14 protein-coding genes and 1 pseudogene are annotated in these 15,644 nt (G+C 64.3%); 5 read left to right on the top strand and 10 right to left on the bottom strand.

Annotation, left to right across the window (positions count from 1 at the left end):
• Positions 1-10 precede the first annotated feature (10 nt).
• Complete coding sequence (gene fabI, locus NKI46_RS24735; RefSeq protein WP_023727494.1) at positions 11-832, bottom strand: enoyl-ACP reductase FabI; 822 nt, start codon at positions 830-832, stop codon at positions 11-13.
• A 224-nt stretch (positions 833-1,056) separates the two neighbouring features.
• Positions 1,057-1,791: a methanethiol S-methyltransferase gene (gene mddA / locus NKI46_RS24730; protein ID WP_023723279.1), complete on the bottom strand. Its 735-nt coding sequence runs from the start codon at positions 1,789-1,791 to the stop codon at positions 1,057-1,059.
• A gap of 186 nt (positions 1,792-1,977) precedes the next feature.
• Between mddA and NKI46_RS24725 the strand changes: the two genes are divergently transcribed.
• A complete protein-coding gene (locus tag NKI46_RS24725; protein ID WP_023692089.1) occupies positions 1,978-2,613 on the top strand; it encodes a TetR/AcrR family transcriptional regulator in 636 nt (211 codons plus the stop codon).
• 19 nt (positions 2,614-2,632) lie between these two features.
• Here NKI46_RS24725 and NKI46_RS24720 read toward each other — a convergent pair whose 3' ends face one another.
• Positions 2,633-3,562 carry a DnaJ C-terminal domain-containing protein gene (locus NKI46_RS24720; RefSeq protein WP_023692090.1) on the bottom strand — a complete coding sequence of 310 codons (930 nt, stop codon included), beginning with the start codon at positions 3,560-3,562 and terminating at the stop codon, positions 2,633-2,635.
• Positions 3,563-3,687: 125 nt separating this feature from the next.
• A complete protein-coding gene (locus NKI46_RS24715; RefSeq protein ID WP_023731327.1) occupies positions 3,688-4,149 on the bottom strand; it encodes an RT0821/Lpp0805 family surface protein in 462 nt (153 codons plus the stop codon).
• 40 nt (positions 4,150-4,189) lie between these two features.
• On the opposite strand from NKI46_RS24715, the gene pdxH reads away from it, so the two are divergent.
• Complete coding sequence (gene pdxH / locus NKI46_RS24710; protein WP_023668448.1) at positions 4,190-4,807, top strand: pyridoxamine 5'-phosphate oxidase; 618 nt, start codon at positions 4,190-4,192, stop codon at positions 4,805-4,807.
• A gap of 8 nt (positions 4,808-4,815) precedes the next feature.
• Here the strand turns inward: pdxH and NKI46_RS24705 are convergent, their stop codons facing one another.
• Together NKI46_RS24705 and NKI46_RS24700 are read right to left on the bottom strand one after the other, a co-directional pair.
• A complete protein-coding gene (locus NKI46_RS24705; protein ID WP_023738480.1) occupies positions 4,816-5,568 on the bottom strand; it encodes a crotonase/enoyl-CoA hydratase family protein in 753 nt (250 codons plus the stop codon).
• Between the two features lie 31 nt (positions 5,569-5,599).
• Positions 5,600-7,369, bottom strand: a complete 1,770-nt coding sequence (locus tag NKI46_RS24700; RefSeq protein WP_352748268.1) for an acyl-CoA dehydrogenase family protein — start codon at positions 7,367-7,369, stop codon at positions 5,600-5,602.
• A 448-nt stretch (positions 7,370-7,817) separates the two neighbouring features.
• Between NKI46_RS24700 and NKI46_RS24695 the strand changes: the two genes are divergently transcribed.
• Positions 7,818-8,930, top strand: a complete 1,113-nt coding sequence (locus tag NKI46_RS24695; protein ID WP_352748352.1) for a glycoside hydrolase family 25 protein — start codon at positions 7,818-7,820, stop codon at positions 8,928-8,930.
• A gap of 3 nt (positions 8,931-8,933) precedes the next feature.
• Here the strand turns inward: NKI46_RS24695 and purD are convergent, their stop codons facing one another.
• Together purD and NKI46_RS24685 are read right to left on the bottom strand one after the other, a co-directional pair.
• Positions 8,934-10,220 (bottom strand): phosphoribosylamine--glycine ligase, encoded by a 1,287-nt coding sequence (gene purD / locus NKI46_RS24690; protein WP_023738478.1) that lies wholly within the window; start codon positions 10,218-10,220, stop codon positions 8,934-8,936.
• A 145-nt stretch (positions 10,221-10,365) separates the two neighbouring features.
• Positions 10,366-11,160: a phytanoyl-CoA dioxygenase family protein gene (locus NKI46_RS24685; RefSeq protein ID WP_352748264.1), complete on the bottom strand. Its 795-nt coding sequence runs from the start codon at positions 11,158-11,160 to the stop codon at positions 10,366-10,368.
• Positions 11,161-11,249: 89 nt separating this feature from the next.
• Here NKI46_RS24685 and NKI46_RS24680 point away from each other — a divergent pair.
• Together NKI46_RS24680 and ubiA are read left to right on the top strand one after the other, a co-directional pair.
• Positions 11,250-12,162, top strand: a pseudogene (locus NKI46_RS24680) (LysR family transcriptional regulator).
• 51 nt (positions 12,163-12,213) lie between these two features.
• Positions 12,214-13,197, top strand: coding sequence for a 4-hydroxybenzoate octaprenyltransferase (gene ubiA / locus NKI46_RS24675; protein ID WP_023738477.1), 984 nt, complete (start codon positions 12,214-12,216; stop codon positions 13,195-13,197).
• Between the two features lie 262 nt (positions 13,198-13,459).
• Here ubiA and NKI46_RS24670 read toward each other — a convergent pair whose 3' ends face one another.
• Both NKI46_RS24670 and NKI46_RS24665 read right to left on the bottom strand, forming a co-directional pair.
• Positions 13,460-14,026: a DUF6101 family protein gene (locus NKI46_RS24670; protein WP_023668457.1), complete on the bottom strand. Its 567-nt coding sequence runs from the start codon at positions 14,024-14,026 to the stop codon at positions 13,460-13,462.
• 184 nt (positions 14,027-14,210) lie between these two features.
• Positions 14,211-15,641 carry an FAD-binding oxidoreductase gene (locus NKI46_RS24665; RefSeq protein ID WP_023738476.1) on the bottom strand — a complete coding sequence of 477 codons (1,431 nt, stop codon included), beginning with the start codon at positions 15,639-15,641 and terminating at the stop codon, positions 14,211-14,213.
• Between the last annotated feature and the right edge of the window lie 3 nt (positions 15,642-15,644).

Here is a 15,644-nt window from a genome sequence, read left to right as displayed (position 1 = left end):
CGCGGCAGAACTATTCCTTGACGGTCGAAATATCCGGCGCGTCGACCGCCTTCATGCCGACGACGTGATAGCCGGAATCGACATGGTGCACCTCGCCGGTGACGCCACGCGACAGGTCCGACAGGAAATAGACGGCGGAATCGCCGACTTCTTCCTGGGTGACGGTCTGCTTCAGCGGCGAATTGTATTCGTTCCACTTGAGGATGTAGCGGAAGTCGCCGATGCCCGAAGCAGCCAAGGTCTTGATCGGCCCGGCCGAGATGGCGTTGACGCGGATCTTCTTGCCGCCGAGGTCGACGGCGAGATAGCGCACGCTGGCTTCGAGCGCGGCCTTGGCGACACCCATGACGTTGTAATGCGGCATGACCTTTTCGGCGCCGTAATATGTCAGCGTCAGCAGCGAGCCGCCGTCGGTCATCAGCGCTTCGGCGCGCTTGGCGATGGTGGTGAAGGAATAGACCGAAATGTCCATGGTGCGCAGGAAATTGTCGCGCGTCGTCTCGACATAGCGTCCGGTCAGCTCGTCCTTGTCGGAAAAGGCGATGGCATGGACGAGGAAGTCGAGCTTGCCGCCCCAATGCTTGGCGACATTGGCAAACACCTCGTCGAGGCTCGCCGGATCAGTGACATCGCAATGACCGGCGACAAAGGCGCCCAATTCCGCAGCCAGCGGCTCGACGCGCTTCTTGAACGCCTCCCCCTGATAGGTCAGCGCGATCTCGGCGCCATGGTCGACGCAGGCCTTGGCGATGCCGTAGGCAATCGATCTGTTGTTGGCGACGCCCAGTATAAGGCCGCGCTTGCCGGCCATAAGGCCCTGTCCACCCGCCATGTCAGCGCTCTCCGAAAGATTTTCTGCTTTGGAGTGCCTATCGCACAGGCAGAAAGGCGCATCAAGCGCAGACGGGGCGCGCGTTCAATTCAGACACTCGGCGTGACAACGAATGGGGGATAATAACGTTGTTGTGAGATTTGAACGCCTCACTGCGGCCAGCGCGCCTTGATGGCCCAGGCCCGGCCGACCAGCCGAATCGGCTGGTCGGCAACGCATCGGCCCTATCCAGCCATTTTGCGCCAGGGAATGAGCATTCCCACCTGCTTGCGGTAGAGGCGGTACTGATCGCCAAACATCGCGACGAGATCGCGTTCCTCGAGGAAGATGCCGAGCAGGATGTAGCCGGTGCTGCCCGCCGCGAACAGAAGATGGCCCCATGTCATCGACGGCGTCGCCCAGAAGGCCAGGAGAAAGCCGACATAGAGCGGGTGCCGGACCCATTTGTAGAACAGCGGCGTCCTGAACACGGGCGGCGCCGGTTCGCTCTTGCGCAAAGCGGCGAGAACCTGGCGCAGGCCGAACAGTTCGAAATGGTTGATCAGAAAGGTGCTGGTCAACAATACCGCCCAGCCGAGCCAGAACACGCCATGGATGACGGCGACCCAGACCGGGTTCTCGACCGTCCAGACGAGACCGGGAATCGGCCGCCATTGCCAGTAGAGCAGCAGCAGGATGAGGCTGGCCAAAAGCACATAGGTGCTGCGTTCGGCCGCGTGCGGGACAATCCGTGTCCACCAGCGCTTGAAAACCGGCCGCGCCATGATGCTGTGCTGGGCGGCGAAAAGGCCGAGCAGCAGTGCATTGCCGATGACGGCTTCGACCGGACTTCCAGCGACTCCGGAATCGATCGATTTCGGCACAACCATGTTGCCGACGAAACCGACCGCATAGAGAAACGAACCGAGAAAAATCAGGTATGCGGCAACGCCGTAGATAAGGGTGATTACGCCCGCCATGAGTGCCCTCCATGCAAGCATCAGGATTCGGTCGGTCGACCGAATTCAGCGTCAAAAACCATAAATTTTCTAGCGAGTCAACTTGATCGGTCGCTCGACCGAGATAGAGTGGAGGGACGTCCAGCCCCGGACAGGAGAAGCTATGATCCGCCCAGATTGCACCGCTAACAGCGGCAGCCACGCCGCATGACGGACGCTGCCGAAGCCGTTACCCCGCCGCAGAACAAGCAAAAGCGCGACACGCGCGCCGAACTGATTTCGGCCGCCGAGTTATGCCTCCATCGAGGCGGTTATGCCGATCTGTCGACGCGCCGCGTTGCCGAGATCGCCGGCGTTCCGCTCAGCCAGATCCATTACCATTTCGGCTCCAAGGAACGGCTGTTCCTGGCCCTGCTCGACCATCTGAACGAGGGCCTGCTGAAGCGCCAGGCGGAGACTTTTGCGGCACCTATGCCGCTGTGGCAACGCTGGGAGCGCGCTTGCGATTTCCTCGACGATGATCTGGCGTCCGGCTATGTCCGGATCCTGCACGAGATGATCGCGGCAAGCCTGTCGAGCCCCGAGATCGCCAAGGCGGTGCGCCGCGACCTGCGCGGCTGGTTCGAACTGCTGGACGGACTGGCGCAAGAGGCGGAGCGGCGGTTCGGCGGCCTCGGGCCATTCTCCGCCGCCGAAGTAACCAGCCTGGTCAGCGCCGCATTCCTCGGCAGCGAGACGATGATCCTGCTTGAGATCGAGAGCCCGCATGTCCCGGTGCGGCAGGCGTTGCGCCGCTTCGGCGAAACCATCCGGCGGATGGAGGAAGCAGCGCCCGGCAGCTAGCCAGCCAAGTCGGGCCGCATCAGCCCTTGCGGCTGCGCATCAGCGCTTCGAGTTCGCTGTCGCCGCCTTCCGGCAGCATGATGCGGACATGGGCGTAGAGATCGCCATGGCCGCCGGCCTTTTCCGGCAAGCCCCTGCCCTTCAGGCGCAGCACCTTATCGGAGCTCGACCAGGCCGGAATGTTGACCGCCAGCCTGCCGGTCGGCGTGTCGACCGGTACCTTGGCGCCCAGCACCGCGTCGGCCAACGCTACCTCCAGATCGGCATGCAGGTCACGGCCCTCGATGCGGTAGCGCGGGTGCCTGCGGATACGGATCTTGACCAGTGCATCGCCCGGCTGTCCCGGCCCCTGCTCGCCCTGGCCCTTCAGCCGGATGGTCTGTCCGTCCTCGACATAGACCGGCAGCTTGACCGCGATCTTGCGGCCGTCGGGAAACATCGCCGTCACCTTTTCGGCGGTCGCTATCTCCTCGATGGTGACGTCGAGCGTGACGTTCAGATCGGCGGCGGTCGCCTGCTGGCGGCGGTCGCCTGTTCCGGCGCCGCGCGCGCCGGAAAAGGCGTCGCCGAAGATCTGGCTGAAAATGTCGCTGTTGCCGTCGAACGGATCGCCGCCCGGACGCCCCGATCGGAATTCGAAGCGCGAGCCGCCGGCGCCCTGCTGGCGGCGGAAGCCACCGAACGGATCGCCGCCGCCGGCTGCACCCTCGAAGCCCTGGAATTTCGGCTTGCCGTCGGCGTCGATCTCGCCGCGGTCGAAGGCCGCACGGTTCTTCTCGTCGCCGACGACCTCATAGGCCTGATTGGCGGCGGCAAAACGGTCCTTGGCCTTGGGATCATTCGGATTCTGGTCCGGATGATACTTCTTGGCGAGCTTGCGGTAGGCCGATTTTATGTCCTTGGCCGATGCGTTCTTGGCAACGCCCAGCACCTCATAGGGGTCGCGCATGCGTCCTGCCCTGGAAAATGAGTTAAATCCACGTTGGCCCTTATATGCGCTCCCATAGGAAGAAATTCCAGTGGCGCACAGGCTTATCGAGGGTTGAAATTGCAGCGCCCGCAAACCTCGAAAACTCAGAGCGGTTTGAAGTCCTGCATGTGCCAGCCGCCGGCCGCGACGATGCACAATTGCCCCTTGAACAAAGCGACGCCGTCGAAGCTTTCGCGCGAGGCGGTAAAGCTGCGGCAGTCCTGGCCGTTGTCCTGCACTTCGGCGAGTTCGGTGATGGAGCCGCGCGAGCCGGTGTCGGCATTCGCCCACGGCACGGCCTGGCCGCGAAGCTCCTCGATGTCGGCCGAAGACACCGCATTGCCGATCGTGGTCTGGTCGGAAGCGCTGTCGGCGTCCGTCGACGTCACCCTCGCCGGCGCGCTCGAGGTGACGATGGAACGGTCGACCTCGGCCTTTTCCAGGCTGAAGCCGCCGGCGCCGCAGGCGGCAAGCGGCAGGGCGATAATCACGATCACGGCTTTCGAACTGGCCGAAGCGATAACGCTCCATTGCCCGCTGTCAAAAGCTTGCGCGATACGCGACAATCGGCAACCTCCTGAAGCTCGAGACATTTTGAGAAAAACTATGAGTGACACTGAGTTAACAAGTAGTGACTTTACCGAAGCCGCCGAGCCGTTCCGGCTCTTTGCCGAGTGGCTGGAGGACGCCAAGAAAAGCGAAATCAACGATGCCAACGGCGTAGCACTTGCAACCGTGGATGCCGATGGCATGCCGGATGTGCGTATGGTGCTGCTCAAGGGGTTCGATGAAAGCGGCTTTGTCTTCTACACGAATTTCGAGAGCGCCAAGGGCCGCGAGATTCTTGGCAGCATGAAGGCGGCGATGTGCTTCCACTGGAAATCGCTGCGCCGCCAGGTGCGCATACGCGGTCCGGTGGAGATCGTCAGCGACGCTGAAGCCGACGCCTATTACGCGACGCGGCCGCGCGGCAGCCGGATCGGCGCATGGGCTTCGAAACAGTCGCGGCCGCTGGAAAGCCGCTTTGCCCTGGAGAAGGCGGTGGCCGAATACACGGCGCGCTACCCTATCGGCGAAATCCCGCGGCCAAAGCACTGGTCGGGCTTCCGCATCGTGCCGCAGGCGATCGAGTTCTGGCACGACCGGCCATTCCGGCTGCACGATCGGCTGGTCTTTTCGCGCAACGCCGAAGGCGGCTGGGACAAGACACGGCTTTATCCCTGAGGATAAGTTCAGGCCTTCTTGCGCGTCATGAAGGCCGTCAACGCGGCGCGCGCTTCGTCGGACTTCAGCCGCTCGGAGAAACGCTCGCTCTCCACCTTGATGCGGGCGACAAGCTCGTCGCGCGGGGCGCGCATCAGGTCACGAGCGATCTTCAGCGCCTGCGGCGGCTTGGCGGCGATCGCGCCGGCCGCGGCGAGTGCCGCGGCTTCTAGCCCGTCCTCCTCGACCACCTCATAGATCAGGCCGGCGGCCTTGGCGCGTTCGGCGGAAAAACCTTCGCCGAGTCCAAGCAGCGCAAAGGCGCCCTGCCTGCCGAGGATGAGCGGCGCCAGCAGGCTGGAGCCCGCCTCCGGCACCAGGCCGAGGTCGACGAAGGGTGTGCGGAACACCGTGCGCGGCGTGGCGAAAGTCAGGTCGCAATGCAAATTGAGCGTGGTGCCGATGCCGACCGCAATGCCGTCGACGCCGGAGACCATCGGCTTCTCCGTTTTGGCCAGCGCCATCAGGAAGTCCCAGACCTCGTTGCCGCCCTCACCGCCGGTGGCGATGACCAGGAAATCGGCGAGATCGTTGCCGGAAGAGAAGGCGCCAGGCACACCGAGGAAGACATGGACGCGAACCGCCGGGTCGGCATCGCCATCGGCCAGCGCCTTGGACATTGTCGCGTACATGGCGCGCGTCAGTGCGTTCTTCTTGTCGGGACGGTTCATGCGGATGATCTGGATGGCGCCCTGGCGCTCGACGAGAATATGGTCTGTCACGGTCATTCTTCCCTGGTGAGCGCTCTGGTATTCAGGCCGTTATCAGCGCCTTGCCGGCGGTAGCGAGGCTCTCGGCGCCATCGATGACGCGTTCCTTCAAGGCGCTGACTTCGCCGAGCAGGTTTTCGGCGAAAAAGCGGCAAAGGGCGATGCGGCTCTGCTGGGCAAGTCCGCCACGCGCCAGATAAGCGCCGCCGGCAGCAAGCGAGATCAGCCTGAGATAGGGGGTCGCACCGGCTTGCGCTTCGTCCAGACGGCCGTCGGCCAGCAGCTTCTGCAGGAAGCGCGTCGCCTCGGTGAGATCGTCGAACGCCTGGTCAAGCGCTTCGGCGGTGCGGCCGAAGCCCTGCAGGTTCGAGGTCCGCACCTCGTCGGCGATGGCCTTCAGTTCGGCGATATAGCCATGCACATGCTCGCCGCCGCCAAGCGGCAATTTGCGGGCTACAAGGTCGATCGCCTGGATGCCGTTGGTGCCTTCATAGATCGGCGCAATGCGGGAGTCGCGATAGAGCGCGGCCGCGCCCGTCTCCTCGATGAAGCCCATACCGCCGTGGACCTGGACGCCGAGCGATGCGACATCGACGCCGATATCGGTGGAAAAGGCCTTGGCCAGCGGCGTCAGCAGATTGGCGCGATCGCGCCAATGCGCGGCCTCCTCGCCTGTCGACACACGCGCAAAGTCGATGGCATAGGCGCAGGAATACGAGATGGCGCGGGCGATCTGGGTCAAAGCCTTCATGGTCAAGAGATTGCGCTGCACGTCGGGGTGATGGACGATCGGCGCCATCCCGGCGCCTGAAAAGTCCGATGCCTTGCCCTGGCGGCGCTCATTGGCATAGGCGATCGCCTTCTGCGTCGCGGCTTCGGCCACTGCCACGCCCTGCATGCCGACGCAAAGCCTCGCGTTGTTCATCATGGTGAACATGCAGGCGAGCCCCTTGTTCTCCTCGCCGATCAGCCAACCGACGGCGCCGGGCGCAGCACCCTGGAACCCGTCGCCATAGATCATGGTGCAAGTCGGCGAGGCATGGATGCCGAGCTTGTGCTCGAGGCCGGAACAGAAGACGTCGTTGCGGGCACCGAGCGAGCCGTCATCATTGACCAGGAATTTCGGCACCAAAAACAGCGAGATGCCGCGCGTGCCGGCCGGTGCGTCGGGCAGCCGCGCCAGCACCAGATGGATGATGTTGTCGGTGAAATCATGCTCGCCATAGGTGATGAAGATCTTCTGGCCGAAGATGCGGTAGGTGCCGTCGCCGGCAGGCTCGGCGCGACTGCGCAAGGCGGCGAGATCGGAACCGGCCTGCGGCTCGGTCAGGTTCATCGTCCCCATCCACTCGCCGGAGACGAGCTTTGCCAGATACTTTGCCTTCAGCGCTTCGGAGGCATGCTTGTCCAGCGCCTCGACGGCGCCCATGGTCAGCGTCGGGCCGATGCCGAAGGCCGTGGCGGCAGAGTTCCACATTTCGAGCGCGGCAACGCCGAGCATGGTCGGCAGGCCCTGGCCACCGAATTCTTCCGGTCCCGACAGCGCGTTCCAGCCGCCGTCGATCCAGCTGCGGTAAAGCGCCTTCCAGCCGGGCGGCGTGGTCACGGTCGCATCCTTCAGCACCGCGCCATGCTCGTCGCCGATCTTGTAGAGCGGCGCCACTTCCTCGCTGGCGAAGCGGCCGGCCTCGGACAGGATGGCGTCGACAAGGTCTTCGCCGAGGTCCCCGAACGCGCCGCGGTCGAGCGCCGGCTTGAGCCCGGCGACATGCTTGAGCGTGAACGAAATGTCGTCGACCGGGGCCTTGTACATGCCGCTTTCTCCTCCGCTGCTCCGACCGCTCGATCCTAGGACCCGGGCCGATGCAAAACCATCCGCCTCTGGGCGGCCTCCGACCTTCTTTTTACGTAAACGTCAAACTTTGTCACGCGGATTTTCATCGAACTTCGTCGTCCACAGGTGGAGCGGGAGCGTAGCGGACGCCGAGTACCATGTCGCGACCTCGCGCTAGGGGCGCAACGGTGCAGAATTCCGCGCCGTGGCAACGCTTCGAAGTCGCGGAATGCATACTATGGTCCGCGCCGCGTCGCTTCGCTCCTTGCTTCGCCATAGAATGACGAAATCGCGAGAGCGACAGGACTCCTGCCCGAAAGCACTTCCTTAACCATACCGGTCCACCATCGGTGTTTGGTCAGCGGGGATCCCCTGTTTGAAAACGCCGGCGCATCTTCTTCGCCGCTCAGCGATCGCTCTCGCGGCGATGATGGCGCTGACGTCAGCGGCTACAGCCTCGGACTTTTCCGAGCCTTGGCGGGATGGCGACCGCGCGCGGGTGGTCGACGCCTATGAATACAATTCCATCGACTGGGCGCAGCTTGCCACCGACAAGCGCATTGTCGGCTTCATCAACAAGGCCTCCGACGGGCTGCCGCCGCCCTATTTCTGCTACGGCGACGAGCCTACGGTCAAACTCTGCAAGACATTGTGGAAACGCTTTGCGGTGACGCGCGAGCTGTTTCAGACGCGCAAGGTGGTGGCCAAGGCGCTCGGCCTGAAATGGGGCGCGTATCATCTTGCCCGCCCCGGCAATCCGCTCGAGCAGGCCAACAGTTTCATCGATTTCGCCGAGCCAGCCCCTGACGATCTGCTCGCCCTCGATCTCGAAGGCAACGACCCCTCGCAATGGATGTCGCTCGAGGATGCCGAGGAATTCGTGCGCCAGGTGCACCGGCGGCTCGGCCGTTTCCCGATCCTCTACACCAACGGCAAGACCGCCCAGTACATCGCCAACAACCGCTACCAATACCGTCTGCTGTCGCGGCTGCCGCTCTGGTATGCGCGCTACAAGCCCGACATCGACGTGCATTTTCCGATGGGCAACTGGCAGGGCTATGCGCTGTGGCAGTTCTCGGCGCAGGCCAATTGCGGGCGCCTGCGCTGCCCCTACCGCGTCGCCGGCACGCCCAACGACATCGACGTCAACGTCGCGCCGATGGACGCGGCGGCACTGCGCCAGCAATGGCCCTTCGGCGGCCTGATCGACGTGCCGCCCGACTACCTCGCCTCGATACCGGTGCCGGTGTCGCGCGCGGCCGGGCTCGCCGGCAAAGTCACCATCACATACGCCGATGTGGCGACGCCACCGACGGTCGAGGAAATGGTGGCGGTGCTCGGCGCGCGCTGGCAGACATTCCGCGCCGCCTTCCGCATGCCGGTGGTCAAGACGGTGCCGCGCCGCGCGCGCTTCGGCATTGCCGAGTATGTCGCCTGGAAGCGGACCACGTATCGTTCGGAGGCTCTGCTCGAGGCCGCCTTCTCGCAGGCCGCCGACCCGGTCAGCACCGCTTCGACGGAACTGGTTCGCGAGCGCTGAGGCTTATGTGGCGGCGCTGGCCTTTTCCCGCGCCACCGCCTGCCAGCCTATGTCGCGGCGGAAGAAGCCTTGCGGCCAGTCGATACGGTCGAGCGCGGCGTAAGCGCGGCTTTGCGCTTCGCCCACCGTCTTGCCTGATGCCGTGACGTTGAGCACGCGGCCGCCATTGGCGACCAGCGCGCCGCCATTGATGGCAGTGCCGGCATGGAAAATCTCAACGCCTTCGCCGGCGGCTTCGTCGAGACCCCGAATGACCGAGCCTTTTTCCGGCGTCCCGGGATAGCCCTGTGCCGCCATCACCACGGTCAGCGCGGCATCGTCGCGCCAGCGGATCGAACTGTGCGCCAACTGGCCGTCGACGGCGGCGTTGAGCAGCACCAGCAGATCGTCCTTCAGCCGCATCATCAGCACCTGACACTCGGGATCGCCGAAGCGGGTGTTGTATTCGATCAGCTTCGGCCCCTTGTCGGTGATCATCAGCCCGGCAAACAGAATACCGGCGAACGGCGCGCCAAGCTCGGCCATGCCGCGCATGGTCGGCTCGACGATCTCGCGCATGGTGCGCTCTACCATTTCGGGGCTCATCACCGGCGCCGGCGAATAGGCGCCCATGCCGCCGGTGTTGGGGCCGGTATCGCCATCGCCGACGCGCTTGTGGTCCTGCGCGGTGCCGAAGGGAAGTGCGGTCGTGCCGTCGCACAGGCAGAAGAAACTCGCCTCCTCGCCGGTCATGAATTCCTCGACCACGACCTCAGCGCCGGCGTCACCGAATGCGCCGTCGAAACAAGCATCGAGGGCGGCGCGCGCCTCGTCCAGCGTCATGGCGATGGTGACGCCCTTGCCGGCAGCGAGCCCGTCGGCCTTGATGACGATCGGCGCTCCCACCTTTTCGACGTAAGCCTTGGCCGCAGCCAGTTCGGTGAAGCGGCCATAGGCGGCGGTCGGGATGCCGTATTTGGCGCAAAGGTCCTTGGTAAAACCTTTCGAGCCTTCGAGCCGCGCTGCCCGCTTCGACGGGCCGAAGACGCGGATGCCCTCGCCGCGCAGATCGTCGGCAATGCCGGCGACCAGCGGCCCTTCCGGCCCGACGACGACGAGGTCGATCGCATTGTCCTTGCAGAAGGTTGCGACAGCGGCATGGTCGCTAATGTTGAGCTTGACCAGTTCGGCCTCGCGGGCGACGCCCGGATTGCCGGGCGCGGCATAGAGCTTGGTCAAAAGCGGCGAGGCCGCGATCTTCCAGGCCAAGGCATGTTCGCGGCCGCCGGAGCCGATCAACAAAACGCGCATGCCGATGTCCCTTGTCATTTCACGACAGGGACTGCGCTATTGCGCTGCGCAGCGCGGGTCAAGACTTTTGGTCCGCTGCTTGCCGGTTGCGCACGGCAACGTCGCACGCATCGGCAAGCCGAAGCAGAAGCGCGGCTCTCGCGGCTCAGCTCTGGAAGACCACTGGAAACCAGTCCTCGCGCAGTTTCTGGCCGGGCTTCATGTCATGGCCGGCATAGGGCGGCGAGGTACGGCCGGGGCGCTCGACATAGCGCGCATCGTCGCCGACCCAGCGCAGCGACAGCGCCCGGCGCCGCGCCGCGGTCGGATTGCCGCGCGCACCATGCGCGGTGCGGAAGTCGAACAGGATGGCGTCCCCCGGTTCCATCTCCCATTCGAGCACCTTCAGCGACGGGTCCTTGTCTGGATCCGGCACGGGGAGGTAGTCGCCCTCGCCGGCATAGAAATTGCTGTCATCTAGCCAGCGCACCGGCAGGATCATCTTGTCCCATCTGTGCGAGCCGGCGATCAGCCGCAGCGTCGCTTCCTTGACCGGATCGATCGGAATCCAGAAGCTGACGGTCTGGGTGCCATCGACGAAGTAATACGGGATGTCCTGGTGCCAAGGCGTCGGCTTTTGCGTGCCCGGTTCCTTGACCAGCACATGGTCGTGGAAGAACTGGGCGCTGCGCGACTGCATCGCCGCTGCCGCGAGTTCCGCGGCCGGGGAATTGCGCACCACGTCGACGAATTCGGGAATGCGCTCCCAATTGCAGTAATCGTCGAAGAAGCTGCCCTTGCCGTTGGCGATGTCCGAAGCCATGGCGCTGCGGTTTTGCATGTTGCGCTCGATGCCGGCGGCGATGGTGCCGACCCAGTCCTTGAAGGCGCCGCGTATGCAGACCGCGCCGTCGCGCTGGTAGTCGGCAGTCGCTGCGGCATCAATATGTCTGGCGGCCATCTCATGTCTTCCCTGTTTCGATGACCGACTATCGCAGCCGCCGCACATCGCGTAAAATAATAACTTCTCATCTCCCTTATAGCTTTACTATGAACCTGACCCTCACCCAGTTGCGCTACCTCGTCACTGTTGCCCGTCACGGCAGCGTCACGGTGGCCGCCCGGATGCTGAACGTCTCGCAGCCCTCGATCTCGGTGGCGATCGACAATGTCGAAGCGACGCTCGGCCAGAAACTGTTCGTGCGCCAGCGCGGCAGCGGCATCGCGCTGACCTCGTTCGGCCGCAGCGCGGTGGCGAAGGCAAAGCAGGTGCTGGCCGAAGCGGACGAACTGGTTGGGCTCGGGACGCGCGACGCCGATGTCGGCGGCGAACTTGTGCTCGGCTGTTTCGAGGATCTGGCGCCTTATTTCGCGCCGGCGCTGATCCGCGCTTTTTCGCAACGCTGCCCGGCGGTCACCGTGGTGGTCCGCGACGAGACCTTCGAGACGCTCGGCCGGCGGCTCGGCGATGCGGCAATCGATCTCGGCCTGACCTACGATCTCGGCCTGCCCTCGCACTTCGCCCGCACCCTGCTGCATGAGCTGCGGCCACACGCGCTTCTGCCGCAAGGCCACGCGCTGGCCAGCCAGGCCAGCGTCAGCCTGGCGGAGCTGGCGACCCATGCCTTGATCACCACCGACCAGCCGCATAACTGGCAGCATATGGCTGGACCTGTTCCTCAGCCGCGGCCTGTCGCCGGTCTCGCAATCGACGGCGAGTTCGTTCGAACTGCAGCGCAGCATGGTCGCCAACGGCTTCGGCGTCGCAGTGAGCTACACTAGGCCTTATGGCGACAGGAGTTATGACGGGCTGCCGCTGGTCTGCAAGCCGCTGTCCGATCCGCTGCCGATGCAGCGCATCATCCTCACCCATGACACAAGGCAAAGGCTGTCGAAGGCGGCGCTGGCCTTCACGGAGGTGGCGAAGGAATGGTTTGCCAGCCACGATATTTTCACCGCCTGAGCGACAATGCGGCCGCTTGACGGCGCACGCCGCTGCTGCCACTCCAGCACGATGGAAACCATCCAGTCGAAAGCCGCACAGGGCCGCGTCGCCGACGCGCCGAGCGGCCATTGGGTCTACAAGATATTGCCGCGCTCGCTGTGGCCTTACGCGCAGCTTGCGCGCTGGGACCGGCCGATCGGCTGGCAATTGCTGCTGTGGCCCTGCTGGTGGTCGGCAGCGCTTGCGGCCAGCGCCTATCCCCGCCCGGCAGACCCGTTGCTCACATTGCTGCCGTCGCCGTGGTTCCTGTTCCTGTTCTTTGTCGGCGCCGTCGCCATGCGTGGCGCCGGCTGCACCTATAACGACATTGTCGACCAGGACATCGACAACAAGGTCGAGCGCACGCGCTCACGGCCATTGCCGGCCGGCAAGGTGACGCGCCGCCAGGCCTGGATATTCCTGGTCATCCAGGCGCTGCTGGGGCTGGTCGTGCTGTTGCAGTTCAACGACTTCGCCATTCCGCTCGGCATCGTCTCGCTGGTCATCGTTGCCGTCTATCCCTTCATGAAGCGCTTCACCAACTGGCCGCAATTGGTGCTCGGGCTCGCCTTCTCCTGGGGTGCACTGATGGGCTGGGCGGTCGAGTTCGGCGATCTCGATGGCCCGGGCATCATGCTCTATATCGGCTCGATCCTGTGGGTGATCGGCTACGACACCATCTATGCACATCAGGACAAGGAAGACGACGCAATCGTCGGCGTGCGCTCGACGGCGCGGCTGTTCGGCGACAACACCAAGACCTGGCTGGTCGGGCTTTATGGCGGCACGCTGGTCTGCTTCGCCATCGCCTTCGCCTCGGCGCAGGTGCCGGTGGTGGCGCTGGCCGGGCTGATCGCCGCCGGCGCCCATATGGCGCGGCAGATAGCGGTTCTGGATATCGACGATCCCGATCAATGCCTGCGGCTGTTCAAATCGAACAACCAGGTCGGCTGGCTGATCTTCATCGGCCTGATCGGCGGTGCGCTGTGGGTGGCGCTGAAGCCGCTGGTGTAGTCTCCCTTCTCCCGTCACTATACGGGGAGAAGGTGGCGGCAGCCGGATGAGGGGCAGCGCCAATCTTGGAGATGAAATGCACAGCGGCGATATTGCGAGAAATGCCTCGGTCAGCGCCGCCCCTCATCGCCCTGCCGGGCGTTCGTCACTCGAAAAGCCAAGCAATTGGCTTTTCGTCCGCTACGCGGACCGCTCCTCAACCCCCGTATAGTGCCGGGGAGAAGAAGGCTGTCATCGGCGGTTTCGCCAATCGCCGGCCAAGCTACTCCCGCGAAATAATCTCCTGGCCATCGATCACCAGCCTCAGCCCGAGATTGCCGGCCCTGCGGCGGGCGAGGAAGCGCGGGCGGCGCGTGGTCGAGACCCGGCCCTTGCGGCGATCCTTGGCCGGCAGCGCCTTGATGGCGGCGCCGAGCGATTCCTCCAGCGTGCGGGCAATGCCGTCGGATTCGATCAGCAGCATCTGCAGCCGGTAAGCATCGGCCCAGGCGCGCCAGTCGGCGGCGACGTCGTCGAGATCGTCGGCCACCAGCAGCGGCACCGACAGCATCGGGTCGTTGTGCAGGAGTTCGAGGGTTACCGTGACATTGCCTTGCGCATCCTCCATCGCGCGGGCGGCGACGCCGCGAAACGCGTTGGCGGGCAGCGCGATGATCGCCGGCACGCCGCTCATCTCGAGCGTGCGGCGGATGACGGCGCCGCGCTGGTCGATGGTGAAGGTAACGTCGCCATAGTCGTCGCGCGTGGCATAGCTCACCACTTGCGGCAGGCGGAATGGGTCGAGGCGCATGTTGCGCCCGGCCCAGACGGGCTTCAATACACTGTTCATCTGCTGCCTTCCTGTGTTTCTCCTGAGAGCCGCTTTCACGGATCCCACCGGGCCAGTTTTCCCGGCCTCGTTGTGTGAAACATTAGCGCGAGCTTCTGCCGCCCGGCTTAAGAAAGTCAGTTAAATTTTGCTGATCTCAGGCGATGGTTATCGGAATGAGACCAGCCACAAAATGTTGAAAGGATCAGATAACCTTACCGGGATTCATGATGCCGGCCGGGTCGAAGGCCGCCTTCACTCGGCGCATCAGCTCGATCGCCATGGGCGGCGCGGTGGCGATCAGCTCGTCGCGCTTCAACTGGCCGATGCCATGCTCGGCCGAGATCGAACCCTGGAAGGAGCGCACAACATCGTGCACGGCATGGTTCATGGCGTGGTAGAGGCCGAGAAACGCTTCATCGTCACCGCCCTCCGGCCGGGAGATGTTGTAGTGGAGATTGCCGTCGCCCATATGGCCGAAGCAGACCACGCGCGCACCAGCACTGACCGAAGCCACTGCACCGGCCGCCTTTTCGATAAACGCCGGGATGGATGCCACCGGCACCGAAATATCATGCTTGATCGACGCGCCTTCGGGCTTTTGCGAATCCGGCAGCACCTCGCGGAAATTCCAGAAGGCGTCGCCCTGCGCCAGGCTTGCCGCGATCACCGCGTCGCCGACGATGCCTTGCTGGAGGCCTTCCGACAGCACCTCCTCGATCAGCCCCCTGGCGTCCTCGGCCGAACGGCCGGATGATATCTGCATCAGCACATACCAGGGCCAGTCCTCGGCGAGCGGCCGGATGACGCCCTGCGCGTGGCGCAGCGTGAAATCATAAGGACGCTGGCCGATCAGCTCGAAGGCGGTGAGTGCCGCCCCGGCCCGGTCCATCGCCAGGCTGAACAGCGAAAGCGCTGCTTCCGGCGACGACAGGCCGGCAAAGGCGACTTCGCGCCCCTTGGGCTTGGGAAACAGTTTCAGCACCGCGGCGGTGATGATGCCGAGCGTGCCTTCGGCGCCGACGAACAGGTTCTTCAGATCGTAGCCGGTGTTGTCCTTCTTCAGTTTGCGCAGATCGTCGAACACCTCGCCGGTCGGCAGCACGACTTCGACACCAAGGCAGAGTTCGCGCGCATTGCCATAGGCAAGCACGCCGGTGCCGCCGGCATTGGACGAGAGATTGCCGCCGATCTGGCAGGACCCTTGCGCGGCAAGCGACAACGGAAACAGCCGGTCGGCGGCGTCGGCGGCTTCCTGCAGCGTCTGCAGGATGACGCCGGCTTCGACGGTCACCGTGTTCGAGAAGACGTCGATCTCGCGAATGCGGTTCAGCCGCGACAAAGAAAGCACGATCTCGCGGCCGGAGGCATCCGGCACCTGGGCGCCGACCAGCCCGGTGTTGCCGCTTTGCGGCACGACCGGCGTTCCCGTCTCGCTCGCCAGCCGCATGATCCGGCTCACCTCGTCGACGCTGCCGGGACGCAGCACCAAGGCCGTCCTACCGTGCCACAGCCCGCGCCGCTCGGTAAGATACGGCGCAATATCGGCTTGGTCGCGCAGTGCATATTTTTCGCCGACAATGGCAGTGAAGCGGTCGATGAGAGCGGGATCGAGGTCGAAGGGGGAGTCGTTCATCGG

The organism is Mesorhizobium sp. M0615, assembly GCF_040320805.1.
GTDB lineage: Bacteria > Pseudomonadota > Alphaproteobacteria > Rhizobiales > Rhizobiaceae > Mesorhizobium.
The sequence above is the reverse complement of the archived record's forward strand: the minus strand, read 5'-3'. Positions and strand labels throughout refer to the sequence as shown.

What these genes read in the sequence shown, in the direction of transcription:
- fabI (WP_023727494.1), bottom strand. Translation starts at nt 832, where the DNA reads ATGGCGGGTGGACAGGGCCTTATGGCCGGCAAGCGCGGCCTTATACTG.
- mddA (WP_023723279.1), bottom strand. Translation starts at nt 1,791, where the DNA reads ATGGCGGGCGTAATCACCCTTATCTACGGCGTTGCCGCATACCTGATT.
- NKI46_RS24725 (WP_023692089.1), top strand. Translation starts at nt 1,978, where the DNA reads ATGACGGACGCTGCCGAAGCCGTTACCCCGCCGCAGAACAAGCAAAAG.
- NKI46_RS24720 (WP_023692090.1), bottom strand. Translation starts at nt 3,562, where the DNA reads ATGCGCGACCCCTATGAGGTGCTGGGCGTTGCCAAGAACGCATCGGCC.
- pdxH (WP_023668448.1), top strand. Translation starts at nt 4,190, where the DNA reads ATGAGTGACACTGAGTTAACAAGTAGTGACTTTACCGAAGCCGCCGAG.
- NKI46_RS24700 (WP_352748268.1), bottom strand. Translation starts at nt 7,369, where the DNA reads ATGTACAAGGCCCCGGTCGACGACATTTCGTTCACGCTCAAGCATGTC.
- NKI46_RS24695 (WP_352748352.1), top strand. Translation starts at nt 7,818, where the DNA reads ATGATGGCGCTGACGTCAGCGGCTACAGCCTCGGACTTTTCCGAGCCT.
- purD (WP_023738478.1), bottom strand. Translation starts at nt 10,220, where the DNA reads ATGCGCGTTTTGTTGATCGGCTCCGGCGGCCGCGAACATGCCTTGGCC.
- NKI46_RS24685 (WP_352748264.1), bottom strand. Translation starts at nt 11,160, where the DNA reads ATGGCCGCCAGACATATTGATGCCGCAGCGACTGCCGACTACCAGCGC.
- ubiA (WP_023738477.1), top strand. Translation starts at nt 12,214, where the DNA reads ATGGAAACCATCCAGTCGAAAGCCGCACAGGGCCGCGTCGCCGACGCG.
- NKI46_RS24670 (WP_023668457.1), bottom strand. Translation starts at nt 14,026, where the DNA reads ATGAACAGTGTATTGAAGCCCGTCTGGGCCGGGCGCAACATGCGCCTC.
- NKI46_RS24665 (WP_023738476.1), bottom strand. Translation starts at nt 15,641, where the DNA reads ATGAACGACTCCCCCTTCGACCTCGATCCCGCTCTCATCGACCGCTTC.